This is a genomic window from Amycolatopsis sp. NPDC101161 (genome assembly GCF_044768185.1).
Classification (GTDB): Bacteria; Actinomycetota; Actinomycetes; order Mycobacteriales; family Pseudonocardiaceae; genus Amycolatopsis.
The window spans coordinates 374,326-392,626 of record NZ_JBIWPI010000003.1; the positions used below are offsets into that span (position 1 = coordinate 374,326).

Genomic DNA, 18,301 nt, shown 5'->3' on the forward strand with positions numbered 1-18,301 from the left:
TATCCCATGTGACACGGAGTTCGTGTCGCGGAGTCTGCCGGTGCTCTAGGGACACCGGTGGGTGACGCGTTGCGAGAGCGCGGCCGGGTGCAGCGTGCGACAGCGCAATGGCAGGACTGACCGACGTGCGGAAGCAGGCGATAGCCCCGAAACGATGGGGCAAGGTGTCGAGGCCCAGGCGGCTCCGTTGCAGCAGAACCGCCCGGGCGCTCGACTGACTCGAACTCCACCCCGCCTCAGGGTGCGCCGAGAAACCGGGGCCCAGGGAAGTGTCGCGACCAGGTGGGCTGTGCGTCACGCTCAGCCGTTGGATCAAGTCGAATCAAATCACCAATCGTGACCTGTGGCCAGAGGCTTCGCATCACATCCGGACAAGCCCCGGACATCGTTCCGGGGCACATGCACGTGCCATACGCCCCCTGCCTGCGGCAACGCGAATAGGCTTGATCCAGGCGAGAAACGGGGTATGTAATCCAGATCACAGTCGAGTTTCTGTGTGGGTTACTCGGCGGACAAAGCCGGACAGGGCGAGAAGTACTCCCCGCTTGTGGGCAGGTGATCTTTTCGTGTTCGATCAAAATGGGTTCAAGCCGGTGCCAGCGGGAAGTGAGGATGGTTGCAGCCATCGCCGCCGGCGCCGGGCAGTCCCGAACCCGCTCCCTGCCCCGCCTCACGGAAAACGACACAATGCACAACCCTTTCTTGTTGCCGTTCCCCTTGACCGCGGCGCGACCGCGGATCCGCCCCGCACTGCGCCGGGGACGCGACCTGACGGTCACCAGCTCGGTGTGCTGCGTGGTCCTCGTCGAGCGCAGCCGGGACGCCACCGTCACCACGGCCGGCATCGTCGGCGCCCGGCTGCTGACTCGTACGCTGAGCGCCGCCCACGGTCACGCTGCCGGCGGCCGCGGATGAACGCCCGGCCTGACAGCCAGCTGGCTGCGGCAATCGGTCAGCTGCACCGCCGCGTGGCACTGCTGCCGGTGGGCAACCATCGATGGCAGATCAAAGCCGAGCTGCCCGACGTCCCCGACCGGGTCCTCGAGGCCGCCTGGGATCCAACCGCGACGGTGCTGCTGTCGATGGACATCTACATCGGGGTTGTGCGCGGTTGCTGCGGCACCGAGGACGACCTGTCCTCGGTGCTGGACCTCTACTTCGCTGCCCACCTCCTCCAGGACCAACGCCACATTCCCGAGTCCCGTGCCATGACGACCAGCACGGCATCTGGTGTCGTCGAGGATTCGGACCGCCTCCCGGTGCCACGACATCCCGACACGCTGATGGAACAGCCCACCGTTCCGCGGATCCGGCTGCCGCTCGCCGCGGCCGTATCGGCGCCGCGGATCCCACCCGAGCTGCGCACGATTACCACCCAGGCGGCGTTTGTCGACTACCTCAAACAGCTCGTCACCCGATCCGGTTACGCGTTGCGCAAGATCGAGCAGAAGACCAAGGAACACTTCCCGGACGCGCCGGTACTCAAAAGTACACTTCATGACGCCCTGCAGCGCACTACAGTGCCGACCAACGAAGCTTCCCTGCGCAGTGTCCTGACGGTGCTGTACATGCGAATCACCGATCGTGATCACGCCGACCCGAACGTCGCCCGTCGCGTCGAGGAGGCACTCGACGTCTGGCGGCGTGTTCAGCTGCCGCCGCCGACGGATACCCCGCTTCTGATCGCGGGGGCAGGAGCTTGCTCACCAGGCTCGCCGACCTGCTACCCGTTACTCGACGCGGTTTTGAAGGCTTTGGATCGCGCCGAGAAGACGGCACGTCGGATCGGCAGTGCCGACGCCCCCGGCCTTGCTCACGCTCAGCGCATCGTGCGCGAACTGGCGACCTGACACGCGTCGGCGCAACCCATTCACTCGGCGTACCAGCGCCGGGGCAGCCGCTTCATCTGGGAGAGCGACCGGAACGCGCGCTGCCCAGGGCATGGTTCACCCGGCCCTGCGCTGATCGCTTGTGCCTGCCTCAGGGGTTGCACACCCGCGTCACCGGTTCACGCCGATCCGAACACGTTGATCTCGTCGTCGCCGCCGTGGCGGCGGGCGAGATCGCAGACGCGGGCGTCAACCATCGCGGTCAGCTGTCTCGGCTCCGCGACGGCGCCGCCGCGCCCCGTGCCAGCGAATACCTGCCATACCACCTGAACCACCGTGCATCTGCTCCCGGCGTGTCACACGTTCGGGGCTCTCGCGCCAATGGCGAGAGCACACGGGCCACGCAAGGCGGCCCCAATGTTGAAGGAGAAATATGGGAAAACACCGGAAGAATGAGGGAATGGGCAGCAGGGGCGGCTGCGCAGTGATCATCATGTTCACCGTGCCGCTGCTCATCCTGCTGACCACCCTCGCCGACCAGGCTCGTTCCCTGATCGGCTGAAACGGAACCCCGGCTAGATAACCGAGTCACCGCGGGGTCGGCACCACGCACCGGGCCGGCCCCGCGCCGCTCGTGAAGGATACTCGTTACCTGCGGGCAGCCAGCACCCGCGCGTGCCGGCATACTCACTCAGTTCGGCAGGCTCTTCGGCACGACCGAGTATGCCGAGCTGCTCGTCGACTGCCTGACAACGCCGGACCTGTTCGGGGGTCCCGCCAGCTCGACGTCCTTGATGCGCTGCTGGACGTGCAACCGGCCCGGGGAAGGGGCACACCGCGGGTAGCCTCGCGCGACATGGACAGGATCGCCATCATCGGCTGCGGCGGTTCCGGCAACACTCACCTGGCCAACCAGCTGGCCTCGCTGCTCGACCTGCCGCTGACCCACCTCGACGCCGTCTACTACGACGCCGACTGGAACGCACTCCCACAGGACGAGTTCGCCGAGCTGCAGCGCACGCTCGTGGCCGGGCCACGGTGGCTGCTGGAAGGCAACTACGCTGGCACCCTCCCCATCTGGCTCGCGGCAGCCGACACCGTCATCTTCCTCGACCTGCCCGCCCTCACCTGCCTGACCGGGATCCCGCAACGCCGACGGCGCTACCGCGGCGGACAGCACGCCAACGTCGGCGTCTACGATCGCATCACCTGGAACTTCGTCCGCTACATCTGGGGCTACCGCACGACCATGCGCCCCAAAGTGCGCCAACTCCTGGCCGAGCACGGACCCCACGTGCGGTTGATCACCTTGACCAGCCGACGCCAGGCCGCGCGCTTCATCGCCCACGTTCGTGCGGAGACCTCAGCTCTGATCTGAACGACCCATTCGGGGCGGTTCGTCGCGCGATTTGCGAGTGCGGATGCCGGATATCGCTCGGGCTACGAGTGCGTGGCGGGAGACGTGGAGGGCGTCGGCGAGCTGGACAGCGTGCGAGAGTTTGGCAGGCATTTCGTCTGCCTCGAGTTGGCGGTAGACGCGGCGCAGGATGCCGGCTCGCCAGGCGAGTGTTGTCGTTGTCAGATCCCGCGCTTCTCGTTCGGCTCGCAGCCAGCCCGCGGGCTGGTCGAGGTCCGGGTCAGGCGTGAGATCCATGAGTGGTTCTGTCGGGGGCGGCCCGTGGCGGCGGCTGTAGTCGCCCACGGCCAGGCCGGCGAAATCGGTGCGCGAGACGCCGAGGGCGTCGGCCAGGGCCGCGATCTCGGCGAGACCGAACGCGATGTGGATACCGCGTTCCAGCCGGCAGAGTGTGGCTTCCGATATGTCGGTCACTGCGGCGAGTTCGGGGAGGTCGAGCTCGCGTGCCGTCCGCAGACGTGTGACGTGCGGTCCGAGCATCGAGGGGGCGGCCACGTCGTGTGGCGGACGGGGCGGGCGCGCCGGCGGTGGCGGGGTGGGTGAGGCCATCGTGGCCAGGCGCGGCGTCGGTTCGCTCGGCGCGGGGTGTTCGTGGAGGGGTGGCGTGGCTGTTTGTCGATTCTGCGCTTGAGAGGTCTCGATCGTGCTGGCGGTTTTGCGTAGCCAGGTGGCGGTCGCGCAGTACCGAGTGAGCGCGTCACGGTCGGTGAGGTAGGTGGTGGCGTGACCATGGTGGGTGGCGACCGCGATGGCGGCGGAGTTGATGCTGAAGAGGATGAACGGCGCGATCAGTCCAGGCGGGCAGGCTTGGTGGGACAGCAGGAGGATGGTGATGTTTGGGCGCGTGGCCTGGGTGGCGAGGTGGTCGAGCTGGTCGGTGCGTAGGTGTTCGGGGCAGGACTGCAGCGCGGTGTCGCCGATGAGGATGGTGTAGCGGCGGCGGGGATCGGCGAGGTCGGCGCGGCGTTGGGGCATCGCGTCGGCGTGTGCGTCGACGTGGTCGTGGTTGACCAGCGGGTGGTTGAGTAGGCCGAGGTCAAGTGCGGGGATGCGGAGCAGGTCCGGGATCAGGGTCGGTGCCCAGATGGTGGTGTGGTCGGCGAGATGTTCGTAGTGCCAGGCGATGGCGGCGTGCTCGCGGTGGTCGGTGTCGACCAGATTGTTGAGCGCGGCCTGGCGGGCGTGGTCGATGATTCGTTGCGCGGTGGTGTGGTGGGCCCCGAGTGTGCCGGCGATGAAGGCCGCGTCGGCGGGGTCGGGGATGCGGCCGTGTTCCCAGCTGAACACCTGCTGTGGGTAGCTGCCGATTTTGTGGGAGAGAGCGCGCATGCTGAGGCCGCGGGCTATGCGGAGCTGGCTGAGGGTGAGGCCGAATCCGAGGGCGGCGGGCTTGTGTTCGGCGCTGCCGCGTTGCGGCACGTAGGTGGTGTGGCGTCGTTTCATGGGGTTCCGGGCTCGGGTGCGAATGGGGTTTGTGGGGTCGGCATTCGGCGACGCCGCTTGTGCGCAGTGCTGTATGGCCTCGCTGACACACGCGTCGTTCGTCGCCTGTGTCGGCTAAGGGACTTGCTTATGGGTTGAGTTCGGATATGTCGACCCGCAGGCGGAGCTGGTGTCGCGGCGTCGCCGATGTCGGCGTCGGGGTCAGTACTCGGGTGGAGTGATGTTGAAGAACGCGGCGGTCAGGCTGGCGTCGGCGCCGAGGAAGTCGCGGATGTGGTGCCAGGTGTGCACGCACCGGATCCAGTACTCGCGTTCGGCGATGAGTTCGGTGAGTGTGGCGCCGGAGAGGTGGTTTTCGGTGCGGTAGTCGGGCCAGCTCAGCCGGCCGTCGTGGGCGTCGCGGGCGAGCAGGAATACCGCCCAGTCCCAGTCGAGTGCGCCGGTTCCGGTGTTCCAGTCGTGGAGCCAGGTCATCGTGTGCGCGGTGCCGGTGGTGTCGTGGCGTTCCATCCGCAGTGTCCACTGCTGACGCAGGTGCGGGCCGTTGTGGACGGTGCCGAGATCCCATGAGGTGCAGGTGATCCGGTGGTGGCGGATGAAGTCGCCACCGAGGCAGCCGTCGTGGACGTCACCGCACGCGTCGGCCGCGGCAATGCGGGCGCCATTGCTGGAGGTGGTCATGCTGATGCCGCCTGACCGGCCTTGGCGGGGACGGCCGCGTCGAGGGTGGTGGCGAGAGGGAAGCGGTGCAGCATGGTGGAGTCGTAGCGGCATCGGTGGGGGACCTGGATGGTTTCGACGAGGTCGACGGCTGCGACGGTGAGGGTGGCGTGTCCGGGGCGGACGTCGTGGCGGAACTGGCGTTGCAGGTCATCGCTGGAGCCGTGGCCCCCGGCGTAGCAGAGCGCCAGGTGCGCGGGTCGGCTGTCGTAGACGATCGCGTCGGGGCCGCACACCTCGGCGATGACGGGGCGGGCGCGGTCGAGCAGCCGGTTGAAGCCGTCGTCGTGGTGGGTGTCGGCGACGACCCCGCGGTGATAGACCAGTGCCGACCCGAGCAGCAGCTCGAACGCCGGCACCGTGGCCAGTTCGCGCTCGAGCGCGGCGACGAGCCGCGCTCGGGTGTCGGCGTCGACGCGGTCGCGGCCGGGGAAGCCGATCGGCTGGACGGTCAGGTGCAGGCTCTCGTCGGGCACCGGCTCGGTGGTCGCCGGGTGCTCGGCCATGACGGTGCGGCACTGGGCGACGAAGTCGGCGAAGCGGGGATTGGCGCCGAGGTCGGGGATGATCATGAGCTGGAGCTGTCGGTGCCCGGTGGGCCAGAGGCGGTCGGGCTGGAAGAACGGTTCCATCGTGTGGGTCCTCGGAGTCGTTTCTGCGGTCGGGATTGTTGGGGTCAGAGCAGGGCGCGGAGCTCGCGGGCGGCGCGCAGGTCAGCAGCTGCGCCGGGGCCGGCGTGAGTGAGCTGGGTGGTGACGGTGTCGGTGAGGCGGCGGGCGATGCCGGTGTCGCCGAGGTCGTAGGCGGTGCGGGCGGGTGGCCAGGTCGAGCGCGGCGAGGTAGCGGACGGCGGCGGTGGCGCCGATGCGGGTCCGCGCGTCACTCAGCTCGGCCATCGCCGAGCTGGGGTGACCGGCTGCGAGCACAGCGTCGGCGAGCGGGACCGCGGTGCGGGCCGCCCCGAGCGGGTGGCCGGCGCGGGTCATTTCTTCGCGTGAGGTGCGCAGGTGACGGAGGGCATCCTGGACGCGGCCGAGGGCGAGGTGGGCTTGGCCGATCCGGCGGTGCAGGACGGCGTGGCCGTGCGTGTCGCGGGCGACGCGGCGTTGGGCGCGCAGCGCGGTGTGCAGGTCGTGGGCTGCCGGGTCGGTGTGGCCGGCGGCGAGCTGGACGCGTCCGCTGAGGGAGTACACCGCGGCCACCAGGCGTGGGTCGCCGCTGTCGGCGACGGCTGCGGCCGCCTCGGCGGCGGCGGTCAGGGCGTTGTCGTGGTGGCCGAGGTCGGACAGGGCGGCGGCTTCGCGGGCGCGGAAGACGGCGGCGATGGCCGGGTGGCTGCGCTGGGCGGCGGTGTGCCCGACGTGCTGGACGGCGGCGAGGTCGTCGTGGTGGTAGGTCGGGCGGGCCAGGTGCCAGACCGCTTCGGCCAGCTCGACCACAAGGTCGTCCCAGCCCCACCCGGCCGCGGTGGTGGCGACGTGGCGCAGGATCTGGTGCTCCCAGCCGAACCAGGCCCGGGCCTCGCGTTCGTCGGCGTGAGCGGGCGGAGTGATCTCGTGGGCGGCAGACGGGCTGAATCGGTGGGCGTCGGGGGCGATGAGCGGGACGGCTGCGGCCGCGGTGGCGGCGTGGAAGTCGATCAGGCGGCCGCGTTGGCGGGTGCCGATGGAGTGGCGTTCCCTCTCGAGTAGGCGGGTGGCGTGGGGCCGGGCCTGCTCGGCCAGTCGGTAGCGGTCGCCGGGCCACCGGCCGACCAGCCTGGCGGTGTGCAGCATGGCCAGCGCGTCGGTGACGGCATGCTCGGACAGTTCCAGGGCGGCGGCCAGCGGTGCGGCGGTGGTGTCGGGGCCGGGATGGTCGGCCAGCAGTGCGTAGACCCGTTGCGCGGCATCGGACAGGTGCCCGTGGACGAGGCCGGTCACGCGGAGAATTCCGTCGGCTTGGGTCGCCGCCGTAGCCGGGTCACCCCGGACTGGGTGCAGCGCGCGAGCGGTGGGATGACCTCGACGGCGGGCCACAACAGCACGAGGAGCGCGGCGTAGAGCCAGGCGTGCAGGGCAAGCGGTCGACGGCGCCCCGGCGTGCCGGCATGGCGACGGCGGGCTTCGCGCAGGACGGTGCGCGCGGTGTGCACGCCGATGGCCGGGTACGGCGCGCACAGCAGCAGGGTGAAGAGAAGATCCATTGAGATGAGTCGTTTCGTGTGAAGTGGACAGTGGACGGGGTGGGTTCACGGTGTGACCGTCGGGCGGCCGGGGTGTCACGCGTGCGGGTGTCAGCACCGCGGTGTTGTGGCGAGTTGTTGGGGGCCCGGACGCCCGGGTAGCGGGCAGAGGTCTAGGCGCGCGGGGTCGCTCGGGAGGCTTCTGGGGTGCGCGCAAGAACGGGGGCCGGGGCACCTCATTGCCTGCGGTGGCCGGGTACGGGTGGTCAGGGAGCGAGGCTTGCCGGGTGGTTGCTCTCTGCCGCACATGGCGGGAGTTTCAGGCGTAGCCACAACATGCGGTCGGCTGCGGTCTCCTCCCGACTGCCGCTTCTGATGGCGTCACGGTGGTCGGCGATGGCCTGTGTCAGCGTCCGTAGGGCGGTCGCCGTCAGGTCGAGGGTGTCGTGCTGGTTGATGCGGCATACCCGGTCCTCCAGCTCGCTGCGGCGTGCGCGGGCGCAGTTGGCGAAGTGGACGGTCCGCGATTTCCACTCTTGATACGCGGCTGCCGCCTGGTGGTACTCCGAGCGGGAACCCTGAAAGGCGCGTAGGTCCGCTCTACGTTTGATGAACGCGACCTCCACCTGCTTGATCAGCTGGCCGAGAGCCCGATAGGTCTGGCGGAGACGATCGTCGCCGGTGGTCATCGCCCGCCACCGCGCCGGGTCCGGGCGGTTGATCTCTGCTCCTACTGCCTCGATGGCAGCGTGGTCGTCGTCGACGGAGTACGAGAGTGCCATACTGCGCTCAGCTCAGCTGGATACCGCAGGAGTCGTTGGCGCACCACGTTGTTCCGTTCGCCTTGTCGTACTCGGTCTGGGCGTGAGAGCAGTTCGCTTGTTCTCGTGCGAGAACCTCTCCGCCTTTTGTGACCAGCTCGTCGTAGGTGATCTTCCCTTTCTCGAACTGCTTCTCCAGTTTGATGTACTGCTTGACGTCGTTACTTCGGCCGAACATGAAACCACATACCCCTTGCCGCAATGGTCGATGTTGTGTCGGTTGCTGATGTCTGATGTGGACAGTTGTTGCCAACGGGTGCGCCGCGAGCAGCGAGCGCCGGGCTCGGGTGGGTGTGAGCGGTGGACCGGCGGCACGGTGACACGGCTGCGGGACGGCGCCGTCGGCCGTGGGTGAAGCTGGAACGCACCGACTGCCGGCTCGCGACCTCCCGCCTGGACGTGTGGACTCCGACCTCAGGGGGCCTCCTGTCGCCAAGGGGGTTCCGGGAGGTCGTCGTCGGGTCCTGGCTTCTGGGTGAGGACGGCGGCGGTGAAGTTCCCGCTGACCGGCGGGTTGGTGGGTGGCCCGTCGGGATACCAGGTGAAGGCGGGGACGATCCCGGGCGGCAGCAGCGTCGTGCTGCGGAGCATCGCCTCGATCTGGGTCTCGGTGGCCAGACTTCCCGTACCGGCGACGGTGGACTGCAGCGCGGCTTCGAACTTGCGGGCCTGGGCGGCGAGGTCGGGGTGCTCGGGCAGGAACAGGTGGGTCATGGCCAGAAATGCGCCGATGGGAAGCCGTCCGAGGTGGGCCTGCACGACGTCGGCGACGTCGGCGCGGCTGCCGCCGTGGAAGGACATCACCCCGCCCAGCAGGAGCCCGATGCGGTCGTGCTCGGGGGAGACCAGGCCCGGGTTGGCGCTGCCGGTGTTGTAGAGGGTGTCCCACATCGCGGTGGGGTTCCACGGGTCGGCGTCGACGACGTGGACGCCGCTGTCGGCGTGGGCGAGGGGGCGCAGCTGGGCGAGGACCAGGGGGTCGCGGTCGACGTAGATGACGTTCGCGCGGTCGGTGGACTGCTCGCCGTTGTGGGTGGCCGCTTCGCGAATGCGGACGATCGAGTGCAGGTCGCGTTTACCGATGATGTTGGGTAGGCCTGCGCCGGCGACCACGAGGCTGGTGACGCCTTGGCGGACGGAGAGGTAGGCGGCTGCGCGGTCGAGAAAATCCCGCTCGGAGCGGAACACGAATCCCGCGTCCGGCATTGACGCCGTGAGGTTGCGGGCGGCCTCGCGTTCCCGGGCGTGGGCGAACTTGACGCACGGCGTGAACCGGCCGTCGCTGTTTTTCGCCTCGCGGAAGGCGTCGTAGAGGTAGGCGAGGTTGACCCGGTGCTGATCGACCCCGCAGGGCCGCCACCACCACGGCGCACGATCGGCTTCGGCGTGGGCGGTCGGGGTCTGGCGTGTCGTTTCTGTTGATGTCATGGGCGCACCGGCGCTTCGGTGGAGAGCAGGATGGTCAGGCGCGCGATGCTCAGGCGGCAGCTGTCTGCCATCGCCGCGAGGGTGTCGGTGTTCAGGCCGCGAATTGGTGAGCCCCCGGCGTCGAGGTGGTCTTGCGCCCACCGGGCTACGGGGTGGAGGGCGTGGTGCTGGGTGGTGGCCAGGGCGCTGAGGTCTACGGCGAGGTCGGGGTCCCAGCCGATGCGCCGCTCAGCGCGGGCCAGCAGCCCGGAGGGGCGGAGCTGGTAGAGCGTGGCGGCTGTGCCGAGCTGGCGCAGGGACATCGAGCGGGTGGCTTTCTCCCACGTGATCAGCGTTCGTGTCGTGATCTGGCCGTCGGACCACGTGGCGAGCGCAGGGCGGGACCAGCCGCGGGTTTCCCGTTGCTGCTGCAGTTCTGCGCCTACGGCGTGGGCTAGTTCGCCGGTGTCGGTCGTGGTCATCGGGATCGTCCAAGGCTTGTTGCAGGGGGTGGATGCAGTGGGGTGAGTCGGGGTCGCGGGTGGGCCAGTGCCGTATCCGGGCAGTGGGGGTGCGGGAGTCGAGGTAGTCGTGCAGCGGCCGGGGACGGGCGGTGCTCCACCAGTAGGTCTGGGGGCGGGCGCCGTCGGTCACTGGCATGCGGACTCCGGGGCGCCGCGGTCGTCGTTGCCTGTGTCGGTGCCGGCGCTGTGGTCGCTGCATTGGGGTTTTTCGCAGGTCACGTCGGCGGAGGTGACGCGGTACTGGGGGTTGCGGGACTGTGCCGCGGCGATCACGTCGCGGCGGGAGTCGGCGGAACCGCAGGCGGGTGCGCATACGCCGGTGGTGTCGAACGTGGCGCTGTGGAGGGCGTGGATGCGGGGGTGGTTGGTGGAGGGGGAGCGCAGGACGGTCGAGGTCGGCCGGCTGGGTGAGGGAGCCGTTCGCCCGGCGCGGGGGTACTGCTGTTGGGCCTGCTCGTGGCGTGCGTTGGTCATCGGGGTTCACCGTCCGGATGCCGGGCGCCGTCCGCGGCGTCGGTGACGGTGTTGTGGTCGGGGCCGAGCGGGGTGATGTCGGCGATCGCTGCCGGGGACAGCTCGGCGGAGATGCGGTACAGCTGCGCGGCGGTGTGGGCGCAGTCCTCGGCGAACGCTTCGACTTCCCGGGCGACGGAGTCCGCGCTCACCGGGTTGGCCGCGACCTGCTCGGCGAGGCGCAGTGTGGTCCGCAGCTCCCGGACTGCTTCCGCGGCGGCGGCGCGCGGGTCGTCGGTGGCCGGCTCGCGACGGGCGTAGGCGTGCATGATGACCCGTGCTCCGACGCCGACCAGGTCGTGGCCGAGCTTGCGGTAGGCGCTCCAGTCGTGCCGGTCACGTTCGGCGTAGGCCAGTCGCATCAGCGCGTCGGTGTAGGCGGCGGTGATCAGGGCGAGCAGTATGATCGGCGGGGTGCCTGGCTGGTCGGGCACGGGTGGTCGCTGTTGGGCGTCAGTCATCGGTGTGTTCCAGCGAGGTGGTTGGCGGGTTGTCAGGGTCAGGCGGCGTCTCGGCGTGCCCGTCTGGTGCCAGCCGGAGCGAAGCTGCGTGCATGGCGGTGACCAGGCGCTGGTACATCGAGGCTGCGTGGGTTGCGGGGATGAGGTTCGGGTGTCCCCAGCCCTGCAGCCACGCGGTCATCCACGCCTGGGCGTACTTCAGCGCCCGCGCCTCTTCCGAGCTTGCGCGGACCGCTCCCAGCGCACCGTCGACGGCTGCTGCGACGTCGTGGAGCTTTTGGTGAGCCTTCTCCTCGGACTCCGGGTTGTGCCAGTCGATGTCAGGCAGGTCGGCCAGCGCCTGCCGTGCGCGGACGATGGCGAGCTGCTGTCGCGCGCGTCGTCGCGCCCACGGGGACTTCACGGCGTCCACATCCGCGGAGCGGAGCCGATCACGAGGCGGGGCGCGAGCGGGGAACTGGGGGCGGGCAGGTCGACGAGCTGCTGCAGGACGTCGAGGGCACCCCCGTCGCGTTCCCAGGCCTTCCCGCCGGCGTGGTCCACGCGGATGGCGGCGGCATCGGTCTCGCTCTTGACGCACAATGCGTCGACGAAGCCGTCCACCTGCCAGGGGAACGAGCCTGTGAACCGCTCGAGGAGGCCGTCGGCGTCAAAGGTGGGGAGGTACTCCCAGCGGCGTCGCAGCAAGGACGTGAACGGCTCGATGGCCGGCTCGTCCCAGAGGGACGCGAACGGGCGTGTCATGGGCGTGGTCATCGGTGATCAGGTCCCGAGCCGTCGAGCTGTGCTGGTCATGTTGTAAGAGTCGATCAACTGACACGTTGCCAAGAGGGCACCCTGGGGGGCATTTTGCGACACTCGGGGGGCAGACTAGGACTTGTTCCCGCTGGTCATCCGGGTACAGTTGAGTCTGGGCATCAGAGAGGACGTCAGGGTGGGCTTGCCGAACGAGAAGCTACGCGCCAAGCGCGAAGTGACGCCGTCGCGTGCGAAACCCGGCGAAGCAATGTCCCGATCTGAGCTCGCTGAAGCCGTCAACGACTACCTATGGGAAGCAAAAGGGCGGCATTACAGCTTAGACGCCCACGCCATCAAACGGTACGAGAGCGGCAAGGTACGTTGGCCAGGAGACGCGTATCGCGAGGGTCTTCGTGCAGTACTTGCGGCGGCAACTGATTCAGAGCTGGGGTTTCGTCCCACCCCTCGGGGAAGTACCCACGGTGGCCTGAAGAACACGGCGTCGACCGACGTGAACCCGGACCTGCTGGGCATGGTCGACCTGGGCCTGGGGCCCGCAGACTATCTCGCTCGAGTGTCGGTAGAGACCCCAGTCCCGGATCGGATCGGCTGGACGGACGTTGCCCACGTGCGGTCTACCACTCGCGCGCTGGCGATGTCGGAAAACCTCTTCGGAGGCGGCTTGTCGTGCGAAGCCGCGATCGCACAACTTCGGTGGGCCGCTCGTCTGCTCGAGGCTCAAGCTTCTGATGACGTTCGCTGTGCAATCTTCGAATCAGTGGGGAATCTCAGCGGAGTCGTAGCATATTCTGCTTTCGATATCGCGAAGTTTGATGCTGCTGACAAATATTTCCAATTTGCACTCTGGTGTGCCGGTCAGGGAAAATCCTGGGCTCTGCGGGCGAATACCCTCGCAGAGATGGCACGTAAGGCGGCATACGTTGGCGATCTAGACGGCGCTTTGTCGCTTATTGAGTTCGCGCAGGTCAGATCGGATCGCATCTCTGCAACTGCTAGGGCCATGCTGTGGGCGATCCGGGCACGGCTACTCGCCCTGACCAATCGGACTGACGAAGCCATCTCCGAGGTGCATTGCGCCGATGCATTCTTCGCTGACCGTGACCCCTCCTCTGACCCGCCCTGGTTGTGCTACTACGACGAAGCGGAGCATCAAGGAAGCACTGGTAAAGCGCTAATGTCAGTGGCGCGTGCGCGGAAAAAAGTCGAACTCGCCGCCCCGCGCCTTGAAGCTGCGGTCCGTCTGCAGGGCTCGGAGTATCGACGATCACGCACATTCTCGCGGACGCGACTTGCGGCACTCATGATGTCCGCTGGCGATCCACGTGAAGGAGTGACGATCGGACGGCAAGCGGTCGTTGACGCAGCGTCATTGCGATCCAAGCGAATCGCCGAGGAGCTCAATAGCCTCGCGCGAGCATCGAAGCGGCACGTTCGTATTGGAGACGTCGCGGAGCTGCGACGGGATATCGCCTCGCTTGCTCAGGCTGGCACGTGAGAAGATCGGCGCCGTGACGACGAATCGGATGGCTGTCGACGATGCTCTGACGGGTGCAGCCAGTGCTGCTGGCTTCGACATCGCTGGGGCAGAGTTGATTCGTGACGGCTCTAACGTCATGTTCCGACTCAGGGAAGGAATAGTTGCGAGGATTGGCCGACCTGGAACACGGGACGTTGCCCAACGTGAAGTGGAAGTCTCGCAATGGTTGACCGAGTGTGGACTAACGGTTGTGCGGGCTATCGACGCTGTGACTCAACCTGTCGTTGTAAATGAACGACCGGTCACCTGGTGGAAACTGCTACCGGAGCATCGGCCCGCCACGCCTGCAGAGTTGGGTGCTGTTCTTCGTGCATTGCACGCGCTACCCGCTCCGGAGACCCCAAAACTTCCCCGGCATGACCCGTTCACCCACCTCGATCAGCGCATCGCGGATGCTTCCAAACTGGACGACGATGACCGGTCCTGGCTGCTTGACCACCTAGCCCAGTTGCGTCGACGCTACCGTGAAATCGCGATCGAACCTGGTGGCGTGATCCACGGCGACGCGTGGCAGGGAAACATCGCTGTGCCCGACTCGGGTGCGCCGATCCTGCTGGACTTGGAGGCGGTCTCACTTGGTCGTCGTGAATGGGATTTGATCCAAATTGCAGTGGACTACACCGACTTCGCCCGGATCAACTCTCAGGAATACTGCTCGTTTGTCGCTGCATACGGCGGCAATGATGTCACCAACACGCGAGACTACCGTACCTTCGCGGACATCCAAGAGTTGCGATGGGTCTGCTTCGCATTAAGTAAGGCCGAAGACGACAGTGGTCTTGCCGAGCAGACGAGGCACCGTATCGCTTGCATCCGCGGTGATGTACCTCGTCCGTGGTCGTGGGCGGCAATTTAGCCGGCGCAGTGTTGAGCAGTCGGGGTCGAGCGCTGCCATGAACTCGACGGCACCACGTAGTGCGACGCGCCAGCTGGCTCCCGCTGGCTGACTGATAGCACATCACTGGCTGAACACGGAGAACCTCGGACAGCTGCGTCGTGTATGGCATACTGCCGGACCGCGTCTGATGGTGTACCTCGGACCTTTGTGCTGTGGGACATCGATCACACGCTCATCGAGACGAGGGGCGTCGGGCGAGTGATCTGCGACCGGCGTTTCCGGCGGCGACTGGGAAGCCTCTCGCCAAGCTAACGACGATCGCGGGCCGGTCCGAAGCGATAGAACGCGAGGACGTGAAGTAGCGCGACCTGCGACGCCGCTCCGACGATTTCGCCTTTAAGAATACGGTCGCGAATCGTGTCGAGAGAGATCCACTCGATCCGCTCGGCCTCGTTGATATCGTCCGGCTCACCGACGTACTCGGACCGCCGCGCCACGTACAACAGGTTCTCGGCGTCGGCGCTACCGACAATGGGCTGCAACGAGCCCAGTGGCTCGACGTCGAGCGGCCGCCAGCCGGTCTCCTCCTCGACCTCGCGTGTAGCGGTCACCGCTGGATCCTCGTCCGGGTCGACGTAGCCGCCAGGCAACTCCCACACCCACCGATCGATGATGAATCGGTGCCTCCACAGCATAAGCACGCGGTCTCGATCGTCGAGGACAGCCATAATCGCGGCCTTGCGGATGCGGAACACCCACTGCTCGAAGGTTACGCCGTCGGGCAGCTCGACCGAGGCGATACTCACGCGATCACGACGCGTGTCATCAACTAGTCGTTCGCCGTGGATTATCCAGCGCGTTGGTTCCTGTCCGTTGGGTCTCGTCGCCACACGGTAGATGGTACGGACAGATATGAGCCGTGGCCTGGTGGCGGTCCATGCCGGCCGTCAGCGAGGCGCTGACCCGGCTGGGCGCCTAAGCCTCGGCGCTCGTTGACTCCTCGACCCATTGGACGATCAGGAGAGGAACGCGTGACGACCGCCTGCGTGACGACCCACATCGCACTGAGCGACATGGTCCCGTCGCTGCTGACCTCCGTTGAGCCGCACGTCGTCGTGCTGTTCCGGCGCCACGGGCGACCTCTCCCAGCGCAAGCTGCTGCCCGGCCTGCTGCACCTGTCACTGGCGGACGTCCTGCAGCCTCACTTCGTATCTTCGAACGCGAATAGGTTGAACGATTCCAGTGTTGGAACGTCCTTGGTGCGGCCAAGCGAAGTCGGGCCTGCATCGAGGAGATCCTGGGCGGTCTGTGTAGCCCAGGCGGCAAGGCGTTTGCCGTCCTGGGGGAGGAGATCGTAGGAGGTTTGGGCGAGGCGGCGGAATGCAGGCAGAGTGGCGTCGACGTCTTTGCGGTTGCCGGCGCGGATCGCTTTTCTGCAGTCTTCCCACGCGGCGCGGAGTTCGGCGATGGAGGCCCAGTCTGATCGCTGTCGGGAAGCGGCGATGGTGAATACGAGGTGCGGCTCTTCAACTGGGAGTCCCGATGGCCAGCGGAGGCGTCCCGCTTTGTAGGTGACCTTGTTCGTGCCGGAGACGGCCTCGCTCTTGACGAGGGCCCAGGTGCCGGCCAGGGGTTCGCCGAAAGTCCCCGCGGCGCCGACTTGGAGGGTAGCGTTATCGCCGCCGAAGAGGAGTTCGATGCCCGCGTCGACGACCGGTACGATCGGGCCTGCTGACGTCAGCAGAGATACGCCGGCTGCGTCCGAGATCTTGGTGAGCAGTTTGATGAACGGTGCGGCGAGATCGGCCTCCGGCTGGGCGAACAGGCCGATCTCGTAGGCGATCTCGCCACCGATGAACGGCCGAGGGCCCAGCACCCGCACGTCGGACTGGACCACCTGGTCGAGGTTCGAACCGTCGACTTTAGCCAGCCAGTCCGGGCTGTGGACGCCGGTGAATCGTGACACACCCGCGGCTAGGCTGTCGAGCTCGAAGCTCGTGCCCACGACGCCGTAGTACTTCTTTGTACCACGCCTTGAAAACTCGAGGTGGACTGTATTCAGATGGACGTTGACGTACGTCTCGCCGGCGAGAACCGCCGATGATTCAGGCGCATCCGCGATGCGGCCGAGATACCACGTATGACTCGGTGAGGTCAGTAGCGATTTCCACATACTCATCGGGCTCTTCCGTTCAATCGATGGTGTTGCAGAACTTGTTTAGCCCAGATCCAGATCGAGTAGGATGGCACCTCGCCATACTTTGTCCGATAGGCGGCGAAGCCAACCATTCTTTCACTTGTGTCGTACAGTGCTGCGCCGGAATCCCCAGGGACGGTGTCGTTATCGGTGTATACTTTGTTGCCAAATCCCATCGACTCGAATGCGATACTCGGATCGGAGGTTCGAATGAACGTCTCGGTCAATTCGGAGATTGCGCCGTCAAAAAGTGCGGGTTCGTTGGGCCTTGGTCCCAGTTCTTGAATGCCGTGCCTGCGTAGCCGGGCAGCCTTGTCGTACAGGTGGCATGGGGCCTTGTCGTCCAGACGTAGAATGCAGCTGTCCGTGACCAGGTCTCGAGCGACGACTGTGGCGGGCATGTCGGCGACCGTGACGGTGTCGTCTTCCTTTATGGCGTGGTTAGCCGTGGAGAGAAGAAGGTGGCCGTCGTGGTTCACGAACATGAGGCCCGCTGTGGCTGTCTCGCCGGCGCTCGTACGTACGACTGACGCCGGGGAGAAGCAGCTTGTCGGTTCGATCTCTGGGCGGCGGGCCAGGACCACGCCACTGTCCTCGGCTCGTGCTAGCTCTATCATCGCCCGCCGACACAAATCAAAAAGATATCGACTGAGGTTCCGGTGATATCTGCCGGGGCGCTGGCGGGAATTCGCGGAGATCAAGGTACTCACGAGATCTTCCAAAATTCGCTGTGCCAAAAATGATGCGCGGGAGAAGACGGCTGTGCGTGACCTTCGGTCAGACAATGCTTCCTCGATGATCCGCGACGCGGTTCCGGACGGGATCTTGACGGAGAGGAAATCGGAGCTTTCGTACTGGGGGTCCAGCACTAGTAGGCTGTATCTTGCTGGATTTCCGTGTGTGATTACGAGAGCTTGTAGATTGAAGTTCGGTGACGCCAGGCCGTCGAACATCGCGGAAACATCCAGGGGCAGCCTACCGACGCGCCGCAAACGGAGAACAGGTTCCGGTGCGAGAATCGACCAGTACGTCGTTGCGAGGAGGGGCTCGATGACTTCAGGCGGCTGGGCCACGAAATCCGCGATCTGGCCAGCTAGCCAGGTGAACTCCCGGCCTCGCCTGCTTCCGTAATCGCCCAGTTGGGAAATGACCACTTCCGTGAGGTTCATGGCGCCTCTGATCCTATTCGCCGCGTTCGTTGCAGGAATCGAGGAGGTGGCACACCTTGTTACGAATGGCGAGAGACATTGCACTGAACGGGTGACGGCGTCAGGCGTGTGTGGACTGACCGCCTGGATCCCGGGGTCGACACCGAAGAGGGGGCGACGGCGTACCAGATCATGCTGGCGTCGGCTACCTGCTGGCCGCGTTCCTCGGCGCTGGTTCGTAGTAGGTGCTCGGCTTCGCAGTCGAGGGTCTCATGACCTTGCTGTCGCGCGGGGCGGGGCAACGATGCCGCCTCACATCGACGGTATCCCGTTCACGATGGCCATCATGAGCCGGTCGCTGCAGACGACCGGTTGGCACCCGGGACGCGCGACGACCGAACTCGCAGAGACGCTGGGGCAAGGCCGGCCGGCTGGCCGGTGGGAGGACCCACTTGGCCGCGGCAATACCGGTCTGTGTCTCCACCTCCCTCTCTTCCTCCGCCCCTTCCTCCCGCTCTTCCT

The 18,301-nt window shown here is 66.7% G+C and carries 22 protein-coding genes; 5 read left to right on the forward strand and 17 right to left on the reverse strand.

The genetic code is table 11. The features are described 5' to 3' along the window. Positions 1-687: 687 nt before the first annotated feature. On the forward strand, positions 688-915 hold the full coding sequence (locus tag ACIRSS_RS23520) for a hypothetical protein (RefSeq protein WP_400898279.1): 228 nt from the start codon (positions 688-690) through the stop codon (positions 913-915). Positions 916-968: 53 nt separating this feature from the next. Further along, complete coding sequence (locus tag ACIRSS_RS23525; RefSeq protein WP_400898281.1) at positions 969-1,850, forward strand: hypothetical protein; 882 nt, start codon at positions 969-971, stop codon at positions 1,848-1,850. A 158-nt stretch (positions 1,851-2,008) separates the two neighbouring features. On the opposite strand, the gene ACIRSS_RS23530 is transcribed toward ACIRSS_RS23525, so the two are convergent. Then, positions 2,009-2,164 carry a hypothetical protein gene (locus ACIRSS_RS23530; protein WP_400898283.1) on the reverse strand — a complete coding sequence of 52 codons (156 nt, stop codon included), beginning with the start codon at positions 2,162-2,164 and terminating at the stop codon, positions 2,009-2,011. A 521-nt stretch (positions 2,165-2,685) separates the two neighbouring features. On the opposite strand from ACIRSS_RS23530, the gene ACIRSS_RS23535 reads away from it, so the two are divergent. Continuing rightward, positions 2,686-3,207: a DNA topology modulation protein FlaR gene (locus tag ACIRSS_RS23535; RefSeq protein WP_400898285.1), complete on the forward strand. Its 522-nt coding sequence runs from the start codon at positions 2,686-2,688 to the stop codon at positions 3,205-3,207. On the opposite strand, the gene ACIRSS_RS23540 is transcribed toward ACIRSS_RS23535, so the two are convergent. The 13 genes from ACIRSS_RS23540 to ACIRSS_RS23600 all read right to left on the reverse strand — a co-directional run bounded on the left by ACIRSS_RS23540 (position 3,193) and on the right by ACIRSS_RS23600 (position 12,043). Then, complete coding sequence (locus ACIRSS_RS23540; protein WP_400898287.1) at positions 3,193-4,689, reverse strand: Scr1 family TA system antitoxin-like transcriptional regulator; 1,497 nt, start codon at positions 4,687-4,689, stop codon at positions 3,193-3,195. The genes ACIRSS_RS23535 and ACIRSS_RS23540 overlap by 15 nt on opposite strands. A gap of 201 nt (positions 4,690-4,890) precedes the next feature. Continuing rightward, on the reverse strand, positions 4,891-5,370 hold the full coding sequence (locus ACIRSS_RS23545) for a hypothetical protein (protein WP_400898289.1): 480 nt from the start codon (positions 5,368-5,370) through the stop codon (positions 4,891-4,893). Next, a complete protein-coding gene (locus tag ACIRSS_RS23550) occupies positions 5,367-6,041 on the reverse strand; it encodes a 2'-5' RNA ligase family protein (protein ID WP_400898291.1) in 675 nt (224 codons plus the stop codon). Before ACIRSS_RS23550 ends, ACIRSS_RS23545 begins: the two co-directional genes overlap by 4 nt. Positions 6,042-6,122: 81 nt before the next feature. Then, on the reverse strand, positions 6,123-7,331 hold the full coding sequence (locus tag ACIRSS_RS23555; protein WP_400898293.1) for a hypothetical protein: 1,209 nt from the start codon (positions 7,329-7,331) through the stop codon (positions 6,123-6,125). Continuing rightward, complete coding sequence (locus tag ACIRSS_RS23560; RefSeq protein ID WP_400898295.1) at positions 7,328-7,594, reverse strand: hypothetical protein; 267 nt, start codon at positions 7,592-7,594, stop codon at positions 7,328-7,330. The genes ACIRSS_RS23555 and ACIRSS_RS23560 overlap by 4 nt, the downstream gene beginning before the upstream one ends. 245 nt (positions 7,595-7,839) lie before the next feature. Next, the gene (locus ACIRSS_RS23565) at positions 7,840-8,262 is read right to left on the reverse strand and encodes a hypothetical protein (protein WP_400898297.1); all 423 of its coding nucleotides are present in this window, start codon (positions 8,260-8,262) and stop codon (positions 7,840-7,842) included. Positions 8,263-8,362: 100 nt separating this feature from the next. Continuing rightward, positions 8,363-8,572 carry a hypothetical protein gene (locus ACIRSS_RS23570; protein WP_400898299.1) on the reverse strand — a complete coding sequence of 70 codons (210 nt, stop codon included), beginning with the start codon at positions 8,570-8,572 and terminating at the stop codon, positions 8,363-8,365. Between the two features lie 236 nt (positions 8,573-8,808). After that, positions 8,809-9,822: an SAM-dependent methyltransferase gene (locus ACIRSS_RS23575; protein WP_400898301.1), complete on the reverse strand. Its 1,014-nt coding sequence runs from the start codon at positions 9,820-9,822 to the stop codon at positions 8,809-8,811. Then, positions 9,819-10,283: a hypothetical protein gene (locus ACIRSS_RS23580; protein WP_400898303.1), complete on the reverse strand. Its 465-nt coding sequence runs from the start codon at positions 10,281-10,283 to the stop codon at positions 9,819-9,821. Before ACIRSS_RS23580 ends, ACIRSS_RS23575 begins: the two co-directional genes overlap by 4 nt. A 168-nt stretch (positions 10,284-10,451) precedes the next feature. Then, on the reverse strand, positions 10,452-10,799 hold the full coding sequence (locus tag ACIRSS_RS23585) for a hypothetical protein (RefSeq protein WP_400898305.1): 348 nt from the start codon (positions 10,797-10,799) through the stop codon (positions 10,452-10,454). Then, entirely contained in the window at positions 10,796-11,272 is a 477-nt protein-coding gene (locus ACIRSS_RS23590) for a hypothetical protein (RefSeq protein ID WP_400898307.1), read from the reverse strand. Before ACIRSS_RS23590 ends, ACIRSS_RS23585 begins: the two co-directional genes overlap by 4 nt. 19 nt (positions 11,273-11,291) lie before the next feature. Next, complete coding sequence (locus tag ACIRSS_RS23595) at positions 11,292-11,702, reverse strand: hypothetical protein (RefSeq protein WP_400898309.1); 411 nt, start codon at positions 11,700-11,702, stop codon at positions 11,292-11,294. Continuing rightward, positions 11,699-12,043, reverse strand: coding sequence for a hypothetical protein (locus ACIRSS_RS23600; protein WP_400898311.1), 345 nt, complete (start codon positions 12,041-12,043; stop codon positions 11,699-11,701). The genes ACIRSS_RS23595 and ACIRSS_RS23600 overlap by 4 nt, the downstream gene beginning before the upstream one ends. Positions 12,044-12,233: 190 nt before the next feature. Here ACIRSS_RS23600 and ACIRSS_RS23605 point away from each other — a divergent pair, with 190 nt between their 5' ends. Further along, the gene (locus tag ACIRSS_RS23605) at positions 12,234-13,553 is read left to right on the forward strand and encodes an XRE family transcriptional regulator (RefSeq protein WP_400898313.1); all 1,320 of its coding nucleotides are present in this window, start codon (positions 12,234-12,236) and stop codon (positions 13,551-13,553) included. Between the two features lie 13 nt (positions 13,554-13,566). Further along, a complete protein-coding gene (locus ACIRSS_RS23610; protein ID WP_400898315.1) occupies positions 13,567-14,451 on the forward strand; it encodes a phosphotransferase family protein in 885 nt (294 codons plus the stop codon). Positions 14,452-14,741: 290 nt separating this feature from the next. Here the strand turns inward: ACIRSS_RS23610 and ACIRSS_RS23615 are convergent, their stop codons facing one another. The 3 genes from ACIRSS_RS23615 to ACIRSS_RS23625 all read right to left on the reverse strand — a co-directional run bounded on the left by ACIRSS_RS23615 (position 14,742) and on the right by ACIRSS_RS23625 (position 17,800). Then, complete coding sequence (locus ACIRSS_RS23615; protein ID WP_400898317.1) at positions 14,742-15,239, reverse strand: NUDIX hydrolase; 498 nt, start codon at positions 15,237-15,239, stop codon at positions 14,742-14,744. Between the two features lie 396 nt (positions 15,240-15,635). Beyond that, positions 15,636-16,613 (reverse strand): hypothetical protein, encoded by a 978-nt coding sequence (locus ACIRSS_RS23620; RefSeq protein ID WP_400898319.1) that lies wholly within the window; start codon positions 16,611-16,613, stop codon positions 15,636-15,638. Beyond that, positions 16,610-17,800, reverse strand: coding sequence for a serine protease (locus ACIRSS_RS23625; protein ID WP_400898321.1), 1,191 nt, complete (start codon positions 17,798-17,800; stop codon positions 16,610-16,612). The genes ACIRSS_RS23620 and ACIRSS_RS23625 overlap by 4 nt, the downstream gene beginning before the upstream one ends. Between the last annotated feature and the right edge of the window lie 501 nt (positions 17,801-18,301).

Coding starts and splice junctions, on each gene's coding strand:
- ACIRSS_RS23560 (WP_400898295.1), bottom strand. CDS start 7,594: ATGGATCTTCTCTTCACCCTGCTGCTGTGCGCGCCGTACCCGGCCATC.
- ACIRSS_RS23580 (WP_400898303.1), bottom strand. CDS start 10,283: ATGACCACGACCGACACCGGCGAACTAGCCCACGCCGTAGGCGCAGAA.
- ACIRSS_RS23520 (WP_400898279.1), top strand. CDS start 688: ATGCACAACCCTTTCTTGTTGCCGTTCCCCTTGACCGCGGCGCGACCG.
- ACIRSS_RS23565 (WP_400898297.1), bottom strand. CDS start 8,262: ATGACCACCGGCGACGATCGTCTCCGCCAGACCTATCGGGCTCTCGGC.
- ACIRSS_RS23535 (WP_400898285.1), top strand. CDS start 2,686: ATGGACAGGATCGCCATCATCGGCTGCGGCGGTTCCGGCAACACTCAC.
- ACIRSS_RS23600 (WP_400898311.1), bottom strand. CDS start 12,043: ATGACACGCCCGTTCGCGTCCCTCTGGGACGAGCCGGCCATCGAGCCG.
- ACIRSS_RS23550 (WP_400898291.1), bottom strand. CDS start 6,041: ATGGAACCGTTCTTCCAGCCCGACCGCCTCTGGCCCACCGGGCACCGA.
- ACIRSS_RS23625 (WP_400898321.1), bottom strand. CDS start 17,800: ATGAACCTCACGGAAGTGGTCATTTCCCAACTGGGCGATTACGGAAGC.
- ACIRSS_RS23585 (WP_400898305.1), bottom strand. CDS start 10,799: ATGACCAACGCACGCCACGAGCAGGCCCAACAGCAGTACCCCCGCGCC.
- ACIRSS_RS23570 (WP_400898299.1), bottom strand. CDS start 8,572: ATGTTCGGCCGAAGTAACGACGTCAAGCAGTACATCAAACTGGAGAAG.
- ACIRSS_RS23575 (WP_400898301.1), bottom strand. CDS start 9,822: ATGACATCAACAGAAACGACACGCCAGACCCCGACCGCCCACGCCGAA.
- ACIRSS_RS23620 (WP_400898319.1), bottom strand. CDS start 16,613: ATGAGTATGTGGAAATCGCTACTGACCTCACCGAGTCATACGTGGTAT.
- ACIRSS_RS23540 (WP_400898287.1), bottom strand. CDS start 4,689: ATGAAACGACGCCACACCACCTACGTGCCGCAACGCGGCAGCGCCGAA.
- ACIRSS_RS23545 (WP_400898289.1), bottom strand. CDS start 5,370: ATGACCACCTCCAGCAATGGCGCCCGCATTGCCGCGGCCGACGCGTGC.